At 69.2% G+C, this 16,318-nt stretch carries 14 protein-coding genes and 1 riboswitch; of the genes, 8 read left to right on the top strand and 6 right to left on the bottom strand.

Going from position 1 to position 16,318, the window contains the following annotated elements; translation table 11 throughout:
- Positions 1-289: 289 nt before the first annotated feature.
- Together Q8N19_RS15335 and Q8N19_RS15330 are read left to right on the top strand one after the other, a co-directional pair.
- Positions 290-820 (top strand): DUF2975 domain-containing protein, encoded by a 531-nt coding sequence (locus tag Q8N19_RS15335; RefSeq protein ID WP_305592133.1) that lies wholly within the window; start codon positions 290-292, stop codon positions 818-820.
- An 11-nt stretch (positions 821-831) separates the two neighbouring features.
- Entirely contained in the window at positions 832-1,068 is a 237-nt protein-coding gene (locus Q8N19_RS15330; RefSeq protein WP_293320517.1) for a helix-turn-helix transcriptional regulator, read from the top strand.
- A gap of 516 nt (positions 1,069-1,584) precedes the next feature.
- Here Q8N19_RS15330 and rph read toward each other — a convergent pair.
- Entirely contained in the window at positions 1,585-2,301 is a 717-nt protein-coding gene (gene rph / locus Q8N19_RS15325; protein WP_305592130.1) for a ribonuclease PH, read from the bottom strand.
- A gap of 151 nt (positions 2,302-2,452) precedes the next feature.
- Between rph and hrcA the strand changes: the two genes are divergently transcribed.
- The 3 genes from hrcA to dnaN all read left to right on the top strand — a co-directional run bounded on the left by hrcA (position 2,453) and on the right by dnaN (position 5,400).
- Positions 2,453-3,520, top strand: coding sequence for a heat-inducible transcriptional repressor HrcA (hrcA, locus tag Q8N19_RS15320; RefSeq protein WP_305592128.1), 1,068 nt, complete (start codon positions 2,453-2,455; stop codon positions 3,518-3,520).
- Between the two features lie 11 nt (positions 3,521-3,531).
- Positions 3,532-4,152, top strand: a complete 621-nt coding sequence (gene grpE, locus Q8N19_RS15315) for a nucleotide exchange factor GrpE (RefSeq protein WP_305592127.1) — start codon at positions 3,532-3,534, stop codon at positions 4,150-4,152.
- A 129-nt stretch (positions 4,153-4,281) separates the two neighbouring features.
- Positions 4,282-5,400 (top strand): DNA polymerase III subunit beta, encoded by a 1,119-nt coding sequence (gene dnaN / locus Q8N19_RS15310; protein ID WP_293320509.1) that lies wholly within the window; start codon positions 4,282-4,284, stop codon positions 5,398-5,400.
- Positions 5,401-5,407: 7 nt separating this feature from the next.
- On the opposite strand, the gene Q8N19_RS15305 is transcribed toward dnaN, so the two are convergent.
- Both Q8N19_RS15305 and metE read right to left on the bottom strand, forming a co-directional pair.
- Entirely contained in the window at positions 5,408-6,046 is a 639-nt protein-coding gene (locus tag Q8N19_RS15305) for a pentapeptide repeat-containing protein (RefSeq protein WP_305592124.1), read from the bottom strand.
- A gap of 46 nt (positions 6,047-6,092) precedes the next feature.
- Entirely contained in the window at positions 6,093-8,432 is a 2,340-nt protein-coding gene (gene metE / locus Q8N19_RS15300) for a 5-methyltetrahydropteroyltriglutamate--homocysteine S-methyltransferase (RefSeq protein ID WP_305592123.1), read from the bottom strand.
- A 277-nt stretch (positions 8,433-8,709) separates the two neighbouring features.
- Positions 8,710-8,925: riboswitch (cobalamin riboswitch) on the bottom strand.
- A 108-nt stretch (positions 8,926-9,033) separates the two neighbouring features.
- Between metE and recF the strand changes: the two genes are divergently transcribed.
- The 3 genes from recF to Q8N19_RS15285 all read left to right on the top strand — a co-directional run bounded on the left by recF (position 9,034) and on the right by Q8N19_RS15285 (position 14,140).
- Positions 9,034-10,176, top strand: coding sequence for a DNA replication/repair protein RecF (gene recF / locus Q8N19_RS15295; protein ID WP_305592122.1), 1,143 nt, complete (start codon positions 9,034-9,036; stop codon positions 10,174-10,176).
- 10 nt (positions 10,177-10,186) lie between these two features.
- Positions 10,187-12,625, top strand: a complete 2,439-nt coding sequence (gene gyrB / locus Q8N19_RS15290; RefSeq protein ID WP_305592120.1) for a DNA topoisomerase (ATP-hydrolyzing) subunit B — start codon at positions 10,187-10,189, stop codon at positions 12,623-12,625.
- 87 nt (positions 12,626-12,712) lie between these two features.
- The gene (locus Q8N19_RS15285) at positions 12,713-14,140 is read left to right on the top strand and encodes an amidase (protein ID WP_305592118.1); all 1,428 of its coding nucleotides are present in this window, start codon (positions 12,713-12,715) and stop codon (positions 14,138-14,140) included.
- A gap of 174 nt (positions 14,141-14,314) precedes the next feature.
- Here the strand turns inward: Q8N19_RS15285 and Q8N19_RS15280 are convergent, their stop codons facing one another.
- The 3 genes from Q8N19_RS15280 to Q8N19_RS15270 are packed head-to-tail and all read right to left on the bottom strand — an operon-like array spanning position 14,315 to position 16,301.
- The gene (locus Q8N19_RS15280) at positions 14,315-15,040 is read right to left on the bottom strand and encodes a hypothetical protein (RefSeq protein WP_305592116.1); all 726 of its coding nucleotides are present in this window, start codon (positions 15,038-15,040) and stop codon (positions 14,315-14,317) included.
- 32 nt (positions 15,041-15,072) lie between these two features.
- The gene (locus tag Q8N19_RS15275) at positions 15,073-15,909 is read right to left on the bottom strand and encodes a DUF3445 domain-containing protein (protein ID WP_305592114.1); all 837 of its coding nucleotides are present in this window, start codon (positions 15,907-15,909) and stop codon (positions 15,073-15,075) included.
- Positions 15,906-16,301, bottom strand: coding sequence for a hypothetical protein (locus Q8N19_RS15270; protein WP_305592112.1), 396 nt, complete (start codon positions 16,299-16,301; stop codon positions 15,906-15,908). Before Q8N19_RS15270 ends, Q8N19_RS15275 begins: the two co-directional genes overlap by 4 nt.
- Positions 16,302-16,318: the final 17 nt, after the last annotated feature.

The raw sequence follows: 16,318 nt of genomic DNA, 5'->3' as shown, positions 1-16,318 counted from the left end.
ACTTCGTTACGACGTTTTAATATCGATATTCGATAATTTTCTTGATCGAAAAACGGCATGCCCGTATCGACTAGCGACATGGAGCCCCGGCGCTACACGCCACCTTCCCCACCTCCGGGCGACCCTCAATAAAGGATTTGAACCCATGCCCCGCTTCGCCTTCTCCAACGGTTTTGAACGCTTCGCCCTGGCCTGCGCCCTGTGCCTCGCCGTCCTGCCCATCGTCACCGTGGTCGCCGGCGCGGGCATCCTCTAGTCTGCGGCTGGGATTAGGCGGGGCTAGGACATCATGCGCGCTCTGGGGCCAGGCTCGGTATCGAGCTTTCTGAAGATCATCCTCGACGTGGTCTATGCGGCCCTCTGGATCGGGGTGACCGTCGTCGGCGTCCTGATGCTGGCGGCCCTGCTCTTCTCCTTCAACCCCGAGCTGCTCGCCGATATCGCGGTCACGGCCGGAGGTGAGGAGATCGAAAACCGCGGCCCGGTGGTGACGCTGGGCCTGCTGGCGGCGGTGGTCTATATGGGCGGCGTCCTGGTGATCGTGGCCCAGCTGCGCAAGATCTTCGCCACTTTGACCGCCGGCGACCCCTTCCACCCCGACAATGTGCGCCGCCTGCGCATGGTGGGCCTGATCCTGGCGGCGCTCGAGCTTGGCCGCTACGCCTTCTGGGCCCTGTCCAGCGCCATCCTGCCCGACTCCAACGCCGTGGAGCCCTCGCTCAGCCTGACGGCCTGGTTCTCGGTCCTGGTGGTCTTTGTCCTGGCCGAGGTGTTTCGCGAGGGCGCCCGCCTGCGCCGCGAAGCCGAACTGACCATCTGAGGAGCGCCACAGTGCCCATCCGCGTGCTTCTCGACCGCGTCCTTCTGGAACGGCGCATGTCGCTCACCGAACTGGCCGATCGGGTCGGGGTGACCATCGCCAATCTGTCGATCCTGAAAACCGGCAAGGCCCGGGCCGTGCGGTTCTCCACCCTGGCGGCCCTGTGCCGCGAGCTGGACTGCCAGCCGGGCGACCTGCTGCACTATGAGCCAGGCCCCGGGGACGAGGACTTTGGCGAGGAGGACTAGCCCCGCCCGACAACCGATGTTGCATCGCGACAACACATCGGCGTGATATTGCGGCGCAGCTGTCAGTTTTTCCCGCACCCCCGTTGCGGGGAATGGGCCTGAGGCCTATGTGCAATGCAACATTTTGCACTGCACAAAGGGGCAGAACATGTTTGCAGCGATCGAACGCTTCCTGACCCGCTGGATGGCGCCGCTGGCCAATGAACTGGCCCGCATGCCGCCCTCGGCCCAGCGCGACCTGCTGATCGGCCTCTAGGGACGCAAGTCCTTTCGGCCTCAGCCTGAGGTTCAGAAGACCAGAACGGCCGGTTGCGGACCCCGCAGCCGGCCGTTTTTGCTTTTGCGGCGAGCCTCACCTTGGGATGAGCACGCGGCCAAGCCCGGAGCCCGCCTCCTGCCGTCATGGTCGGGCTTGACCCGACCATCCATGAACACAGGGCTGGCCTCAGTGCGCATGGACCCTCCGGTCAAGCCCGAGGGAGACGGGGTTGGCTGGCGATCCAGCCGTGGCCCCCGTTAGCGGGCGACGGCGGCCAATTGCAGGGCGAAGAGTTCGTTCATGCCCTTGCGGGCGAGGCCGAACAGGGCGTCGAACTCGCCTTGCGTAAAGCCGCGCTTCTCGCCGGTGGCCTGAATCTCGACGATGTCGCCGGCCCCGGTGAGCACGAAGTTGGCGTCGGCCTCGGCGTCGGAGTCCTCCTCATAGTCCAGGTCCAGGACTGGGGTGTCCTGATGGACGCCGCAGCTGACCGCGGCCACCTGGTCGAGGATCGGATCGGCGGTGAGCACGCCTTCATCCATCAGATAGCGGGTGGCCAGGCGCAGGGCGACCCAGGCGCCGGTGATCGAGGCGGTGCGGGTGCCGCCATCGGCCTGGATCACATCGCAGTCGAGGGAGATCTGCCGCTCGCCCAGCGCCTTCATGTCGGTGACGGCCCGCAGGGAGCGGCCGATCAGCCGCTGAATCTCTTGGGTGCGGCCCGACTGCTTGCCCTGGGCGGCCTCACGACGGCCGCGGGTGTGGGTGGCGCGCGGCAGCATGCCGTACTCCGCGGTCACCCAGCCCTGGCCCTTCCCGCGCAGGAAGGGCGGCACGCCCTCCTCCAGGCTGGCGGTGACGAGCACCTTGGTGTGACCGAAGCTGACCAGGCAGGAGCCTTCGGCATAGCGGTTGACCCCGGTCTCCAGGGTGACGGCGCGCAGCATGTCGGGGGCGCGTTGGGAGGGGCGCATGGCGAGAACCTTTCCTGAGGTCGTGAGCGGCGTGATAACAAGAACGCCAGGGCGCCGCGTCACTTGCACGGTCGTGGCGCGCGCTTATCCTAAAACTTGAACCGCCCGTCCATGGGCCCCCGCAACAGGTGAAGGCTCCGGCCGCCAGAACGTGAACACACCACTGCTCTCCCGCGGGCCCTCGCTCGCCGAACTGGACGAGCGGGCGCGCGACATCTTCCGCCGCATCGTCGAGAGCTATCTCGACACCGGCGACCCCGTCGGCTCACGAACCCTGTCGCGGGGCGGCGTCTCTCTGTCGCCGGCCTCGATCCGCAACACCATGCAGGACCTGACCCAGCTGGGCCTGCTGGGCGCCCCCCATTCCAGCGCCGGGCGTCTGCCCACCCATGCGGGCCTGCGCCTGTTCGTCGACGGCCTGCTGGAGGTCGGCGATGTGGGCGAGGACGAGCGCCGGCTGATCGAGACGCGGCTACGCGTGCAAGGGCGCAGCTTCGAGGAGGCCCTCAATGAGGCCTCGTCCCTGCTGTCGGGCCTGGCCGGCGGCGCGGGCGTGGTGGTGACGCCGGTGCGCGACGCCGAGGTCAAGCATGTGGAGTTCGTCGCCCTGGGCGGCGACCAGGCCCTGGCCATCATGGTGTTCGAGGACGGCACGGTGGAGAACCGGCTGATGGCGCTGGGCGCCGGGGTCACGCCCTCGTCCCTGCAGGAAGCCTCGAACTTCCTCAACACCCGCGCCCGGGGGAAGACCCTGGACGACGCCCGCAGCGAGATCAGCCAGGACCTCGACCGCGCCCGCCGGGAGCTGGACGACAAGGCCGCCCGCCTGGTGGAGGACGGCCTGGCCGCCTGGGGCGGCGGCGACGGCGCCAACCGAGCCCTGATCGTCCGGGGTCGGGCCAACCTCCTGGGGGACCGGGACGCCCTGGAGGATCTCGAGCGGGTGCGCATGCTGTTCGACGATCTCGAACAGAAGGAACAGATGATCGGCCTGCTGGATGGGGTGCGCGAGGCGCAAGGGGTGCGCATTTTCATCGGCGCCGAAACCCGTCTGTTTTCGCTTTCGGGTTCCTCCGTGATCGCTGCGCCCTATATGACGGGGCGTCAGAAGGTTCTGGGCGCGATCGGGGTGATCGGCCCAACTCGCCTGAACTATGCCCGGATCATTCCCTTGGTGGACTACACCGCCAAGGTGCTGGGCCAGGTGATGAATGCGTAAGGAAGTAGAGAATGTCCGACGATCACACGCCGGCTGAGACCGAGGCCGTCGCCGACGCCGCCATCGAGATGATGGAGGCCCTGAAGGCCGAGAACGCCTCGCTGAAGGAACAGGTGCTGCGGTTCGCCGCCGAGGCCGAGAACACCAAGCGCCGGTCTGAGCGCGAGGCCAATGACGCCCGGGCCTATGCCATTCAGAAATTCGCCCGCGACCTGCTGGGCGCCGCCGACAACCTGTCCCGCGCCACGGCGGCCGCGCCGTCCGACCTGGACGATCCGGCGGTGAAGAACTTCGTGCTCGGCGTCGAGATGACCGAAAAGGCGCTGCAGACCGCCTTCGAGAGCAACGGGCTGAAGAAGATCGAGCCGCCGCGGGGCGAGAAGTTCGACCCCCATAAGCACCAGGCCATGATGGAGCAGCCGGCGCCCGACGTGGCCGCGGGCGGCGTCCTGCAGACCCTGCAGACTGGCTACGAGCTGTTTGGCCGCATCGTGCGCCCGGCCATGGTGGTGGTCGCCGCCAAGGGCTCGGGCGCAGATCTGGCGCCCGCGCCGGCTGACAGCGCCGGGGCCAATCCCTATGCGGCGAGCGAGGCCGAGGAGGCCGGCGGGTCGGTGGATACCAAGGCCTGAGACAGAACCGCCGCCTTCGGCCCGGCCAGGGCTTTCCCAGGCCGGGCAAATGAGTAAAGTCCCAAGTCCCCTCCACCCGGGGGGCGCCGGCGAATCGTCTCGGCGGCGCAGGGAGGTTCGGACGGAATCATGAAGCTGACGATCGAACGGGCGGCGCTCCTCAAGGCGCTGGGTCATGTGCAGAGCGCCGTCGAGCGGCGCAACACGATCCCGATCCTGTCCAATGTGCTGCTCTCGGCTGAGGGCGAGCGCCTGAGCTTCTCGGCCACGGACCTTGACCTCGAGATCACCGACGAGGCCCTGGCCCAGGTCGACCAGCCTGGCCAGATCACCGCGCCGGCCCACACCCTCTATGAGATCGTGCGCAAGCTGCCGGAAGGCGCCGACGTCTCCCTGAGCTTCACCGGCGAAGACCCCCGCCTGACGGTCCAGGCCGGCCGCTCGCGCTTCAACCTGCCGGTGCTGCCGGCTGGGGACTTTCCGGTCATGTCGGCCGAGGGCCTGTCGGGCCGCATCGGCGTGGACGTGAACGAGCTCATTCGCCTGATCGACAAGACCCGCTTCGCCATCTCCACCGAGGAGACGCGCTACTATCTGAACGGCCTCTATCTGCACGTGGTCAATGACGGCGGCGTCCAGAAGCTGCGGGCCGTGGCCACCGACGGCCACCGGCTGGCGCTCGCCGAAATGCCCGCCCCGGAGGGCTCGGTGGGGGCGCCTGGCGTCATCGTACCGCGCAAGACCATCGGCGAGGCGCGGCGCCTGCTGGATGACGCCGGCGAGCAGATCGACCTGCAGCTCTCGCCCCAGAAGGTCCGCTTCGAGCTGGGCGGCGCGGCCCTGACCTCCAAGGTCATCGACGGCTCCTTCCCCGACTATGGCCGGGTGATCCCCAAGGACAACGACCGCATCCTGCGGGTGGACAACAAGCTGTTCGCCAAGGCCGTCGACCGGGTGGCCACCATCTCGGCCGAGAAGAGCCGTTCCGTGCGCATGGCCATCGAGCCTGGCCGCATCATCCTGACGGTCCGCAACATGGAGGCCGGCCAGGCCGTCGAAGAGATCGAGGCCGACTATTCCGGCGAGGCCTTCGAGCTGTCCTTTAACGCCCGCTACATCCTGGACGTCACCGACCAGATCACCGCCCCGGAGGCCGAGTTCCGCTTTGGCGGCCCCAATGATCCGGCCCTGGTGCTCGATCCGGCCGATAGCGACGTGCAGTACGTCCTGATGCCGCTGCGGGTCTAGAGCGCGTTCAGACCACCTTCAGGCCCAGCCCGGTCAGGAGCTGGGCCGCCTGGGCCTTGGAGATGAAGGCGCCTCGGAACCGGCTGGCGTCGGAAAGCTGGAGCGCCCCCAGATCTGCGCCCCGCAGATCGGCGCCCTCGAACCGCGCCTGCGCCAGATGGGCGTCGCGCAGATTGCACTCGATCAGCACCGCCTCGCGGAAATCGCAGCCGGCCAGGTCCGCGCCCTGCAGGTTCAGCGCCTCAAGCTCGGTCTTGCGGAAGCTCACCCCCCGCAGGTGCGCATTGACCAGCAGGCAGCGGGCGAAGGTGAGGCCCAGCGCGCTGACCTCCTGAAACTGCGCCCCGGTCAGCTTGCAGTCGGCCAGGTGCGCCGCCGCCAGCCGCGCCCCCCTCCATGACGTGTTGTTGAGATCGCAGCCTTCAAAGCGCGCCTCGGTGAGGTCGGCGTTGGCGAAACGCGCCAGGCCCGCCCGGCAACGGGCGAAGACGCATCCCGCCAGATCCAGCCCCGAAAGATCGGCCTCTCCCAGGTCCCAGCCCACGAACCGGCTCGCCCCATGGGCGGCCAGGATCCCGGCCACCGCGCCGCTGTCAGCCCGGCCCTGCGGCGGCGGCGGCTCGAACAGGGGGGCGTCACGGGTCATGACGCACCGCTATCCAAGCCCGGCCCCCGCCGCAAGGCGGCGCCCGTTACTCACCCGCCGGTTTGCGGGCCACGTCGAGGCTCATCTCGGCGCGCAGGCGGCGAGCGGCCTCCACCATGGCGGCCACGGCGGGCTTCACCTCGGCCCAGCCGCGGGTCTTCAGGCCGCAATCGGGATTGACCCACAGCTGGTCGGCCGACAGGCGCTGGCCCGCCAGGCGCAGCAGGTCGGCCATCTCGCCGACTGACGGCACGCGGGGCGAATGGATGTCATAGAGGCCAGGGCCGATCTGGGCCGGATAGCGATAGTCCGCAAAGGCCTCCAGCAGCTCCATCTGCGAGCGCGCGGTCTCGATGGAGATGACGTCGGCGTCCATCTGGCCGATGGCGCCGATGATCTCGTTGAACTCCGAATAGCACATGTGGGTGTGGACCTGGGTCGCAGGCCCCGCCACCGCCGCGCTGAGCCGGAAACAGTCCACCGTCCAGGCCAGATGCTCAGCCTGCGCCGCCCGGCGCAGGGGCAGGCCCTCGCGCAGGGCCGCCTCGTCAATCTGGATGATCACCGCCCCGGCCGCCTCCAGGTCGGCCACCTCGTCGCGGATGGCGAGCGCAATCTGCCGGCAGGTCTCCGAGCGCGGAATGTCGTCGCGGACGAAGGACCACTGCAGGATGGTCACCGGCCCGGTCAGCATCCCCTTCACCGGCCGGACGGTGAGGGACTGGGCGTATCGCCACCAGTCGACGGTCATCGGACGGGGTCTGGCCACATCCCCATAGATGATCGGCGGGCGAACGCAGCGCGAGCCATAGGACTGCACCCAGGCGTGCTCGGTGAAGGCGAAGCCCGACAGCTGCTCGCCGAAATACTGCACCATGTCGTTGCGCTCGAACTCCCCATGCACCAGCACGTCGAGGCCTGCGCTCTCCTGCCAGCGGATCGCCATGCGCGTCTCGTCCTCCAGGAAGGCCTGGTAGGCGCCGGGCTCCAATCGCCCCCTGGCCTGGTCGGCCCGGGCCCTGCGCACCGCCTGGGTCTGGGGGAAGGAGCCGATGGTGGTGGTGGGATAGGCCGGGAGGTTCAGGACCTGGGCCTGCAGGGCCAGCCGCTCGGCCACCGGCGCGGCCCGGTCGGCCATCTGCGGCGTCACGGCCGCCATCCTCGCCTGGACCGCCAGGTCGCGGACCTTGGGCGAGGCCCGGCGGGCGGCCAGGGCGGCGTCGGAGGCGGCCAGGGCGTCGGCGACGCTTGCGCGTCCCTCGTTCAGGGCGCGGGCCAGGAGGGCGAGCTCCTCCAGCTTCTGGACGCCAAAGGCCAGCCAGCTGGCCACCTCGGGATCGAGTCTGGTCTCAGCGGTCAGGTCGATGGGGGCGTGCAGCAGAGAGCAGGACGGCGCCAGCAGGACCCGCCGGCCGCTGGTGACCACCGGCTCCAGTCGGTCCAGCAGGGCCGTGAGATCGGCCCGCCAGATATTGCGCCCGTCCACCACGCCCAGCGACAGGACAAGATCGGGGCGGGCCTTGGCCAGGGTGGGATCCAGGTCGCCGGGTCCGCGGACCAGGTCGAGATGCAGACCCGCCACGGGCAGGGACAGGGCCAGGTCGAGACTGTCTTCCACGGCGGCGAAATAGGGGGTCAGCATCAGCTTCAACCCCGGCGCGGCCTCGGTCAGGCGCTCATAGGCGCAGGCGAAGGCGGCGCGGTCAGTGTCGTCGAGGTCCAGCGCCAGGGCCGGCTCGTCCATCTGCACCCAGTCGGCGCCCGCCGCCGCCAGCCGACGCAGAACCTCCCCGTAGACGGGCAGCAGCGCGTCCAGCAGGTCACGGGGGTCTGAGCCGTCCTTGGCCTTGGCCAGCTTCAGCCAGGTGACCGGCCCGATCAGCACCGGCCGGGTGTGACGGCCCTGGGCGCGGGCCTCAAGGAATTCGTCCACCGGCTTGGTGGAGGCCAGATCAAAGGTCTGACCGGCCGCCACCTCGGGCGCCAGATAGTGATAGTTGGTGTCAAACCACTTGGTCATTTCGCAGGCCACGGCGTCCTGACCGCAGCAGCCGGTCTCCTGCTCGCCCGACCGGGCGCCGCGGGCCATGGCGAAATAGAGTTCCAGCCCCCGGGCGCCGGCGAAGCGCGGCGGGACGGCGCCGACCATCAGGGTGGCGTCGAGCACCTGGTCGTAGAGCGAGAAGTCGTTGCTGGGCAGAATGTCGACCCCCAGTTCGGCTTGGCGGGCCCAGCCCTCGCGGCGGAGGTCGGCGGCGGTCTGGAGAAGGCTTGCCTGTTCGAGGCGGCCGGACCAGAAGCGCTCCAGGGCGGTCTTGAGCTGGCGGCGGGGGCCGATACGGGGAAAGCCGAGATTGGCGACCAGGACGGGTTGAGCAGCGGGCATGGAATCTCCTTCGCCGGCGCTGGACGCACGGGCGGGATGTGAGGTTTGATGTGGGACTGGGGCTTCGGGACGGGCCGGCGGCTTAAGGGCGCCGACGGCCCCATCGCATTCGATGCGGGGGCGGGATCAGCTTCGGCTCTGGCGAAGGCGCCATGGCGGCCTCCCGTTCAGGTCAGGGACAGGACGGAGGCATTGCGGCAGGCGCGGACGGGCGCAAGTCGCCGCGAGACGGGAGTCCGGGCGTGCGCACGATGCGACCCGCCGGGACCCCCCGCCCGAGGACGTTATCTGACGCGGCAGGTCTCCTGGCTCGCGGGTCGAAGCGGCTGTCTGGCCTTCCCGACGGGGTCTCCGTCAGTGACACGATCGACAGCCGCTCGCCGCTTACAGTTGCGGGGACAGCTCCGGAGTCGGGCGCATGGCTAGGCCCTCACCGGATTCCCTCTTAGCTCCGGGCCCGAAAGCCCGCAGAACCGCGACCCTGACACCTAAGCCGACCGCCAAGGCGCCGTCAAGGATGATATAAAGATATCCTTATGTCATTATGGCTCTAAGCGCCCGAGATTTCGCGTCTGGCCGCCAAACCGGCTATGAGCCCTCCGTGACCCGCGCCGCCCTCACCCGCCTGACCCTCACCGACTTCCGGTCCTATGTCCGCGCCGAGCTGGCCCTGGACGGCCGGCCCGTGGTGCTGGCCGGGCCCAATGGGGCGGGGAAGACCAATCTGCTGGAAGCCGTCTCCCTGCTGACCGCCGGTCGGGGCCTGCGTGGGGCGGCCATGGCCGAGCTCGGCCGACGCCTGCCCGGCGAGGGCAAGGGGCGCGCCTGGGCGGTCGCCGCTGAAATCACCCTGGGCGAGGAGATCCTGAAGGTCGGAACCGGGGTCGAGGCGCCCGGCGCGGCGCGGCGCACCGTGCGGCTGGAGGGGGAGACCGTGACGCCGGGCCGGTTGTCGGACCTGCAGCGCCAGGTCTGGCTGACACCGGCCCAGGATCGCCTGTTCCTGGAGGGCGCCTCCGAGCGCCGCCGCTTCTTCGACCGGCTGGTCTATGCGGCCAGGCCCGGCCATGCGGCCCAGGCCAGCGCCTATGAAAAGGCCCAGCGTGAGCGGATGCGCCTGCTGACCGACGGGCCGAACGACCCCGCATGGCTGGGCGCCCTGGAGGCGCGGATGGGGCAGGCCGGCGCCCAGATGGCTCAGGCGAGAGCCGCCACCCTCACCGACCTGCAGGCGGAGATCGACAGCCGCGGCGAACGCCCCTTCCCGCAGGCGCGCCTCGCCCTCACCGGGGACTGGGAGCAGATGGCGCTGCAGGGTCTCGACGCCGGCGAAATCGAGGCCCGACTGGTCTCAGCCCTGGGCGCGGCCCGGGAGCGCGACGCTAGCGCCGGCCGCGCCCTGACCGGCCCGCACCGGGGGGATCTGGCCGTCATCCACCTGGAGAAGGACCGCCCGGCCGCCGAATGCTCCACCGGCGAGCAGAAGGCGCTCATCCTGAACCTGGTCCTGGCCCAGGCGGCGAGACTTTCGCGTGCAGAATCAGCGCCAAACCCTATATTGTTACTGGATGAAGTCGCAGCACACCTGGATCGCCGTCGGCGAAGGGCCCTGTTCGACGAAATCGAGGCGCTCGGCCTGCAGGCCTTCCTGACCGGAACCGACGAGCACCTGTTCGAAGACCTTCGTGGCCGAGCCCAGGGCGTCCGGGTGGACGCTTCGGGCCTGGCCCTACTGGACGCGTAAGAAGACCCAAATGAGCGACGAAACCCAAGGCGCCGGCGAAACGCCGTCGAGCAACGGCCAGGCCGAATATGGCGCGGAATCCATCAAGGTCCTGAAGGGCCTGGACGCGGTGCGCAAACGGCCGGGCATGTATATCGGCGACACCGACGACGGGTCTGGTCTGCACCACATGGTCTATGAGGTGGTGGACAACGCCATCGACGAGACCCTGGCCGGCTATGCCAGCCGCGTCGAGGTGATCCTCAATGGCGACGGCTCGGTCACCGTCACTGATGACGGCCGCGGCATTCCGGTGGACATGCACGAGGGCGAGGGCGTCTCGGCCGCCGAGGTCATCATGACCCAGCTGCACGCCGGCGGGAAATTCGACCAGAACAGCTACAAGGTCTCCGGCGGCCTGCACGGGGTCGGCGTCTCGGTGGTCAACGCCCTGTCGGACTGGCTGAAGCTGAAGATCTATCGCGGCGGCAAGGCCTATGAGATCGAGTTCCGCCGCGGCGACACCGTCTCGCCCCTGGTGGAGACCGGCGAGGCGCCCATGCGCGAGAACGGCCTGCCGCTCTCGGGCACCGAGCTGACCTTCTATCCCTCGACCACCACCTTCGCCTTCATCGACTTCGACCGGAAGACGCTCGAGCACCGGTTGCGGGAGCTGGCCTTCCTCAATTCCGGCGTCACCATCTGGCTGAAGGACTTCCGCGGGGCCGAGCCCTTCGAAGAGGTCATGTCCTATGAGGGCGGCATCGAGGCCTTCGTCCGCCACCTGGACAAGGCCAAGACCCCGCTGATCCGCGATCCCATCGTCATCCGCGGCCGCCGCGAGAACGTTGAGATCGACCTGTCGCTCTGGTGGAACGACGGCTTCCACGAGAACGTGCTCTGCTTCACCAACAACATCCCGCAGAAGGACGGCGGCACCCACCTGGCGGCCTTCCGCTCGGCGATGACGAGGCTGATCACCTCCTATGCGGAGAGTTCTGGCGCGGCCAAACGGGAGAAGGTCTCGCTGACCGGGGAAGACGCCCGCGAAGGCCTGACCTGCGTCCTGTCGGTCAAGGTGCCGGATCCCAAGTTCTCGTCCCAGACCAAGGACAAGCTGGTCTCCTCAGAAGTTCGCCCGGCCGTGGAAGGCCTGGTCTCCGAGGGGCTGTCGACCTGGTTCGAGGAACACCCCGCCGAAGCCAAGATCATCGTCCAGAAGATCGCCGAGGCCGCCGCCGCCCGCGAGGCGGCCCGCAAGGCCCGCGACCTGACCCGGCGCAAGTCGGCCCTGGATATCACCTCCCTGCCCGGCAAGCTCGCCGACTGTTCGGAGAAGGACCCGGCCAAGTCCGAAATCTTCCTGGTGGAGGGCGACTCCGCCGGCGGCTCGGCCAAGCAGGCCCGCAACCGGGACAATCAGGCCGTCCTGCCCCTGCGCGGCAAGATCCTGAACGTCGAGCGCGCCCGCTTCGACAAGATGCTGTCGTCCGACCAGATCGGCACCCTGATCACGGCGCTCGGCGCCGGCATCGGCCGCGACGACTTCAACATCGACAAGATCCGCTACCACAAGATCGTCATCATGACCGACGCCGACGTGGACGGCGCCCACATCCGCACCCTCTTGCTGACCTTCTTCTATCGGCAGATGCCGCAGGTGATCGAGCGGGGCTACCTCTATATCGCCCGGCCGCCGCTCTATAAGGCGACCAAGGGCAAGTCTGTCCGTTACCTGCAGGACGACCCCGAGCTGGAAGCCTTCCTGGTCAATGAGGGCGTCGACGGCGCCACCCTGACGCTCGCCAATGGCGAGCGGCTGGCCGGCCCTGATCTGCACGCCCTGGTCCAGACCGCCCGCGGCGCCAAGGCCAATGTCGACCGCCTGTCTTCCCGGGCGCCGGCCTTCGCCATCGAGCAGGCGGCCCTGGCCGGCCTGCTGGGGGAAAACGGCGACCTCGAGATGGCGGCGAAACGCCTCAACCTCTACGCCGAAGAGGGCGATGGTCCCTGGAGCGGCGAGACCGCAGCCACCGGCGGCTATGTGTTCAGCCGCGTCCGCCGGGGCGTGTCCGAGCGGGTGGTTCTGGACGACCTTCTGCTGCACGCCGCCGACGCCCTGCGTCTGGCCGAACGCGCCGCCAGCATGGCCGAAACCTTCGCCTCTCCGGCCAGCTTCACCCGCCGGGACAAGGTGACCACCGTTCGTGGCCCGCTGGACCTGTTCAACGCTGTCATGGAGGCCGGTCGCCGCGGCCTGGCCATCCAGCGCTACAAGGGGCTGGGCGAGATGAACCCCGACCAGCTCTGGGAGACCACCCTGGACGCCGAGGCCCGCAGCCTGCTGCAGGTCAAGGTGGCCCATGCCGACGACGCCGACGGCATGTTCACCCGCCTGATGGGCGACCTGGTCGAACCCCGCCGCGAGTTCATCCAGGAGAACGCCCTGGACGCCGAGGTGGACGTCTAGCCCCCACAAGCCTGGACAGGCCGCCCCAACTCCTGAACTCTTCGGCTCAGAGGAAACGACAGCCGGAAACCGGCAGGGAGTTGGGCCATGGCCTTTGACGAATTTGCCGAGCATGACGGCCTGGGGCTCGCCGCCCTGGTGGCCAAGGGCGAGGTCAGCCCCGCCGAGCTGGTCGAGGCCGCCATCGCGCGGGTCGAGCGGCACAACGGTGTCCTGAACGCCGTCGTCCACAAGGCCTATGACGAGGCCCGCGCCACGGCCAAAGGCAAGCTGCCCGATGGCCCCTTCAAGGGCGTGCCCTTCCTGATCAAGGACCTGGGCGCCCAGGTGAAGGGCTGGCCTCGGACCTCCGGCAGCCGGTTCGCCCAGGTGGCCGCCGATGACGCCGACAGCGAACTGGTGGCCCGCTACCGCGCCGCGGGCGTGGTCCTGCTCGGCAAGTCCAACACGCCGGAGTTCGGCATTCCCGGCGTCACCAATTCCGACCAGTTGGGGGCCTGCCGCAATCCCTGGAACCCCGACCACATCTCCGGCGGCTCGTCCGGCGGGGCGGCGTCAGCCACGGCGGCGGGCATGGTGCCCCTGGCCCACGCCAGCGACGGCCTGGGCTCGATCCGGATTCCGGCGGCCTGCTGCGGCCTGTTCGGCATGAAGATCACCCGCGACCGCACGCCCATCTGCGAAGTGGTCGATGGCGCCCTCGGCTTCTCGGTCCATCATGTGGTCAGCCGCACGGTGCGCGACTCCGCCGCCATGCTGGACGCCACCGGCTATCCGCAGGCCGGCGACCCCTTCCAGGCCCCGGCCAAGGATGGCCCCTATCTGGACGAGGTGACCAAGAGCCCAGGCCGCCTGCGCATCGCCTGGTCGGCGGAGACCCCCAGCGGTCGGCCCATCCCTGATGAGATGCTCGCCCACCTGCTGCGGACGGTGGAGCTGCTGAAGGGCCTCGGCCACGAGGTGTTCGAGAAGGGCCTTGGCGTGGACTACCGCCAGCTCTATCGCGCCCAGAGCCTGGCCAGCGCCTCGAACTTCTCGGCCAATGTGGCCCGCTGGGTGGAGAGGCTCGGCCGCGAGCCCGGCGAGGACGAACTCGGGCCCCTGGCGCGGCGCGGCTATGAGGCCGGCAAGCGGCTGAACGGCCAACAGGCCTTCTGGGGTTTCCAGCAGCTGCGCCTGATGAACCGCCAGATCCTGTCGGCCTTCGAGGATTTCGACGTCTATCTGACCCCGGTGATGAGCACGCCGGCCCCCCGGATCGACTGGCTCGACCCCAACATGGCCGACACCCGGGAGTTCGATAAGCGCCAGGCAGCCACCTACGCCACGACCCCGCCGGCCAACTTCACCGGCCAGCCGTCCATGTCCGTGCCGCTGTGGGAGTCTGAAGACGGCCTGCCCGTAGGCATGATGTTCACCGGCCGCTTCGCCGATGAGGCCACCCTCTATCGGCTGGCTGGGCAGCTGGAAAAGGAACAGCCCTGGAAGGACCGCCGCCCGGCCCTCTGGAACTGAGGCCCCAGGATCTGCGCCTTCAGAACACCACGCCGAGCTTGGCGAGCGTCAGCGCCACGCTGCCAAAGGCGACGAGGGCCACGACCTCATACCATTTGAACCAAGGACCGCTCGGCGAACGCATTCTCATAGTTTCCCCCCCGGGAGTGACAGTTCGATGTGAGCCCTTGCGGCTCAGTAGTAGGGCGCGGGCGGACGCTTGCCCGGCCAGGTCAGATAGCCGCCAGAGTCCCGGCCGGCGGCCTGGACCGGCGGGCCGGCGCAGCAGGGTCCGCTGGCCACGGCATGGCCATAGCCGCTGGACTGCTGCGAATAGCTGCGGTGCTCACTGTAGGACTGATGCTGCTCGGCATAGCCGCGCGCCTGCGGCGGCGGAGGCGGGGGCGCATAGGCGTAGCGCTCCTCGTGATAGGCCTCGCCGCGATACTGTTCCTGATACTGGCCCTGGGACTCCGCCCGCTGCTGGTAGCCGCCGCGGGTGGCGATGTCGGGACCCTGATAGCGGCGATAGTCCTGCCCATGGCCCGCTGGTGGCGCCTGGTGGGCGTAGTCGCGGGGGGCCGGGGCGGGATGACGGGGCGAGGGATGCCGCGGCGCCGGGGCGCGGGCCTGGCGGACCGGGGCCGGACGCTGACGCGCGACGGGCCTGGCCGGCGTCTGGGCGCTCTGGACGGGCTTGGCCTCAGGGCAGGCGGCCTTGGCCGGCGGGCAGGCGCAGCAGTTGGCGGCCTGCGCCGAAGGGGGCAGGGTCTCGGGAAGGCTCGCCTGACCGGCCGGCGCAGCGTCGGTCGGCGCGGCCTTCTCGGCGAAGGGCGGCTTGGGCGGACGCTCGTCGCAGGCGGCTACGACCAGGGCCAGGCCCAGGGCGGCGATGATCGACGAGACGGTACTGGTACGCATGGCGAAAACTCCCTCGACCACACGCTGCGCGTTTACACCTCATTAACGCTGTAGGATTCTCCCCTCGCGCGAAGAAAGGCCGCCACCAGGGTGTCATAGGAGGCGAACCCCTTGTAATTGCGGAACTCTGCCGTAGCGCCGCGCCAAGCTTTGGCGAAAGCCGCGAGCCGCTCGCGATCCAGGTCCAGGGTTTCCAGAGGCGCGCGCCAGATCCGGATGGTGAACAGGGCGCCGCCCGTGACGGGCAACCGCCGGAGGGTCTGGCGCTCCACCCGCAGGTGCAGGATCTGGCCGGCCTTTTCAGGCGAAATCTGCGGGATCTGCGCCCGGATCGGCGCGGAGTCCGGCGTGAACAGGGCGTCGGAATTGACCACCGTCCAGTTGCGCCGCTCCAAGATCAGGCCAGGGCGAAGGCCCGAAAAGATGCGCTCCAGCCGGCCACCGAACCGCGGCTCAAACCCGTCCACCGGGGCGTGAAGCTCAGCCAGGCTCTTGCCCAGGGCGTCCTGCGCGGTGAAGAAGCTGGGAGCGCAGAGGCTGAGCGCGGTCAATCGCCAGACCCCGTCCCGCCGCTCCATCAGGCACAGGTCGTCGGACACCCGCCGGGCGGCCGCCAGCAGAGGCGGCAGGCCCGCCTCCCCGGCCTGAGCCCCCCGCACGGCGTCGACCAGCGCCAGGGCCTCGGCCTGGGCGTCGCGGGACCCTGGAGTCTCCCCCCAGACAATGACGGGATGGGCCGCCATCAGCGGGTCCTTGCGGATCGCGGGATCAGCCTCCCCGCCCTCCAGCCAGGCGGCCTCCGGGATCGGCCGCAGGCCGATGGCGAAGTCGCCGCCGGCCTCGGCCCAGGGGCTGTGGGGCAGGCTCACCTCACCCGTCTCCACCGCCCCCAGGCCAGCCAGAGCAGAAGGGCGGCCGCCTCGCCGCTCAGATTGGCCGCAAGGTCGGCCAGGTCGCCTTGCCGCCCCAGCCCCATCAGCGCCTGGGCGATTTCCACCCCGGCGCCCAGCAGAAGGATCCCGCCCAGCAGGGCCAAGCGCGGGCCGAAGGCCAGCAGGCCCAGGCCCGTCAGGACGAAATAGGCCAGGGCGTGGCGCACCTTGTCGCCGCCGAGGTCCGGCGCCAGGGTGGCGTCGGACGGCGCCAGGGACAGGAACAGGATGGCCAGCAGGCACAGGGCGAAGGCCGCCGCGCCATAGCGGCGGGCCAGGGGGGAAAGCTGCGCGCGAAACACCATGACCCTAGCTTGCACGTCAGCCACGCCGTCTCTAGCTTCGC

It is taken from the genome of Phenylobacterium sp. (genome assembly GCF_030693405.1).
Lineage (GTDB): Bacteria > Pseudomonadota > Alphaproteobacteria > Caulobacterales > Caulobacteraceae > Phenylobacterium.
The sequence above is the reverse complement of the archived record's forward strand: the minus strand, read 5'-3'. Positions and strand labels throughout refer to the sequence as shown.

What these genes read in the sequence shown, in the direction of transcription:
- Q8N19_RS15335 (WP_305592133.1), top strand. Translation starts at nt 290, where the DNA reads ATGCGCGCTCTGGGGCCAGGCTCGGTATCGAGCTTTCTGAAGATCATC.
- rph (WP_305592130.1), bottom strand. Translation starts at nt 2,301, where the DNA reads ATGCGCCCCTCCCAACGCGCCCCCGACATGCTGCGCGCCGTCACCCTG.
- grpE (WP_305592127.1), top strand. Translation starts at nt 3,532, where the DNA reads ATGTCCGACGATCACACGCCGGCTGAGACCGAGGCCGTCGCCGACGCC.
- dnaN (WP_293320509.1), top strand. Translation starts at nt 4,282, where the DNA reads ATGAAGCTGACGATCGAACGGGCGGCGCTCCTCAAGGCGCTGGGTCAT.
- Q8N19_RS15305 (WP_305592124.1), bottom strand. Translation starts at nt 6,046, where the DNA reads ATGACCCGTGACGCCCCCCTGTTCGAGCCGCCGCCGCCGCAGGGCCGG.
- metE (WP_305592123.1), bottom strand. Translation starts at nt 8,432, where the DNA reads ATGCCCGCTGCTCAACCCGTCCTGGTCGCCAATCTCGGCTTTCCCCGT.
- gyrB (WP_305592120.1), top strand. Translation starts at nt 10,187, where the DNA reads ATGAGCGACGAAACCCAAGGCGCCGGCGAAACGCCGTCGAGCAACGGC.
- Q8N19_RS15285 (WP_305592118.1), top strand. Translation starts at nt 12,713, where the DNA reads ATGGCCTTTGACGAATTTGCCGAGCATGACGGCCTGGGGCTCGCCGCC.
- Q8N19_RS15280 (WP_305592116.1), bottom strand. Translation starts at nt 15,040, where the DNA reads ATGCGTACCAGTACCGTCTCGTCGATCATCGCCGCCCTGGGCCTGGCC.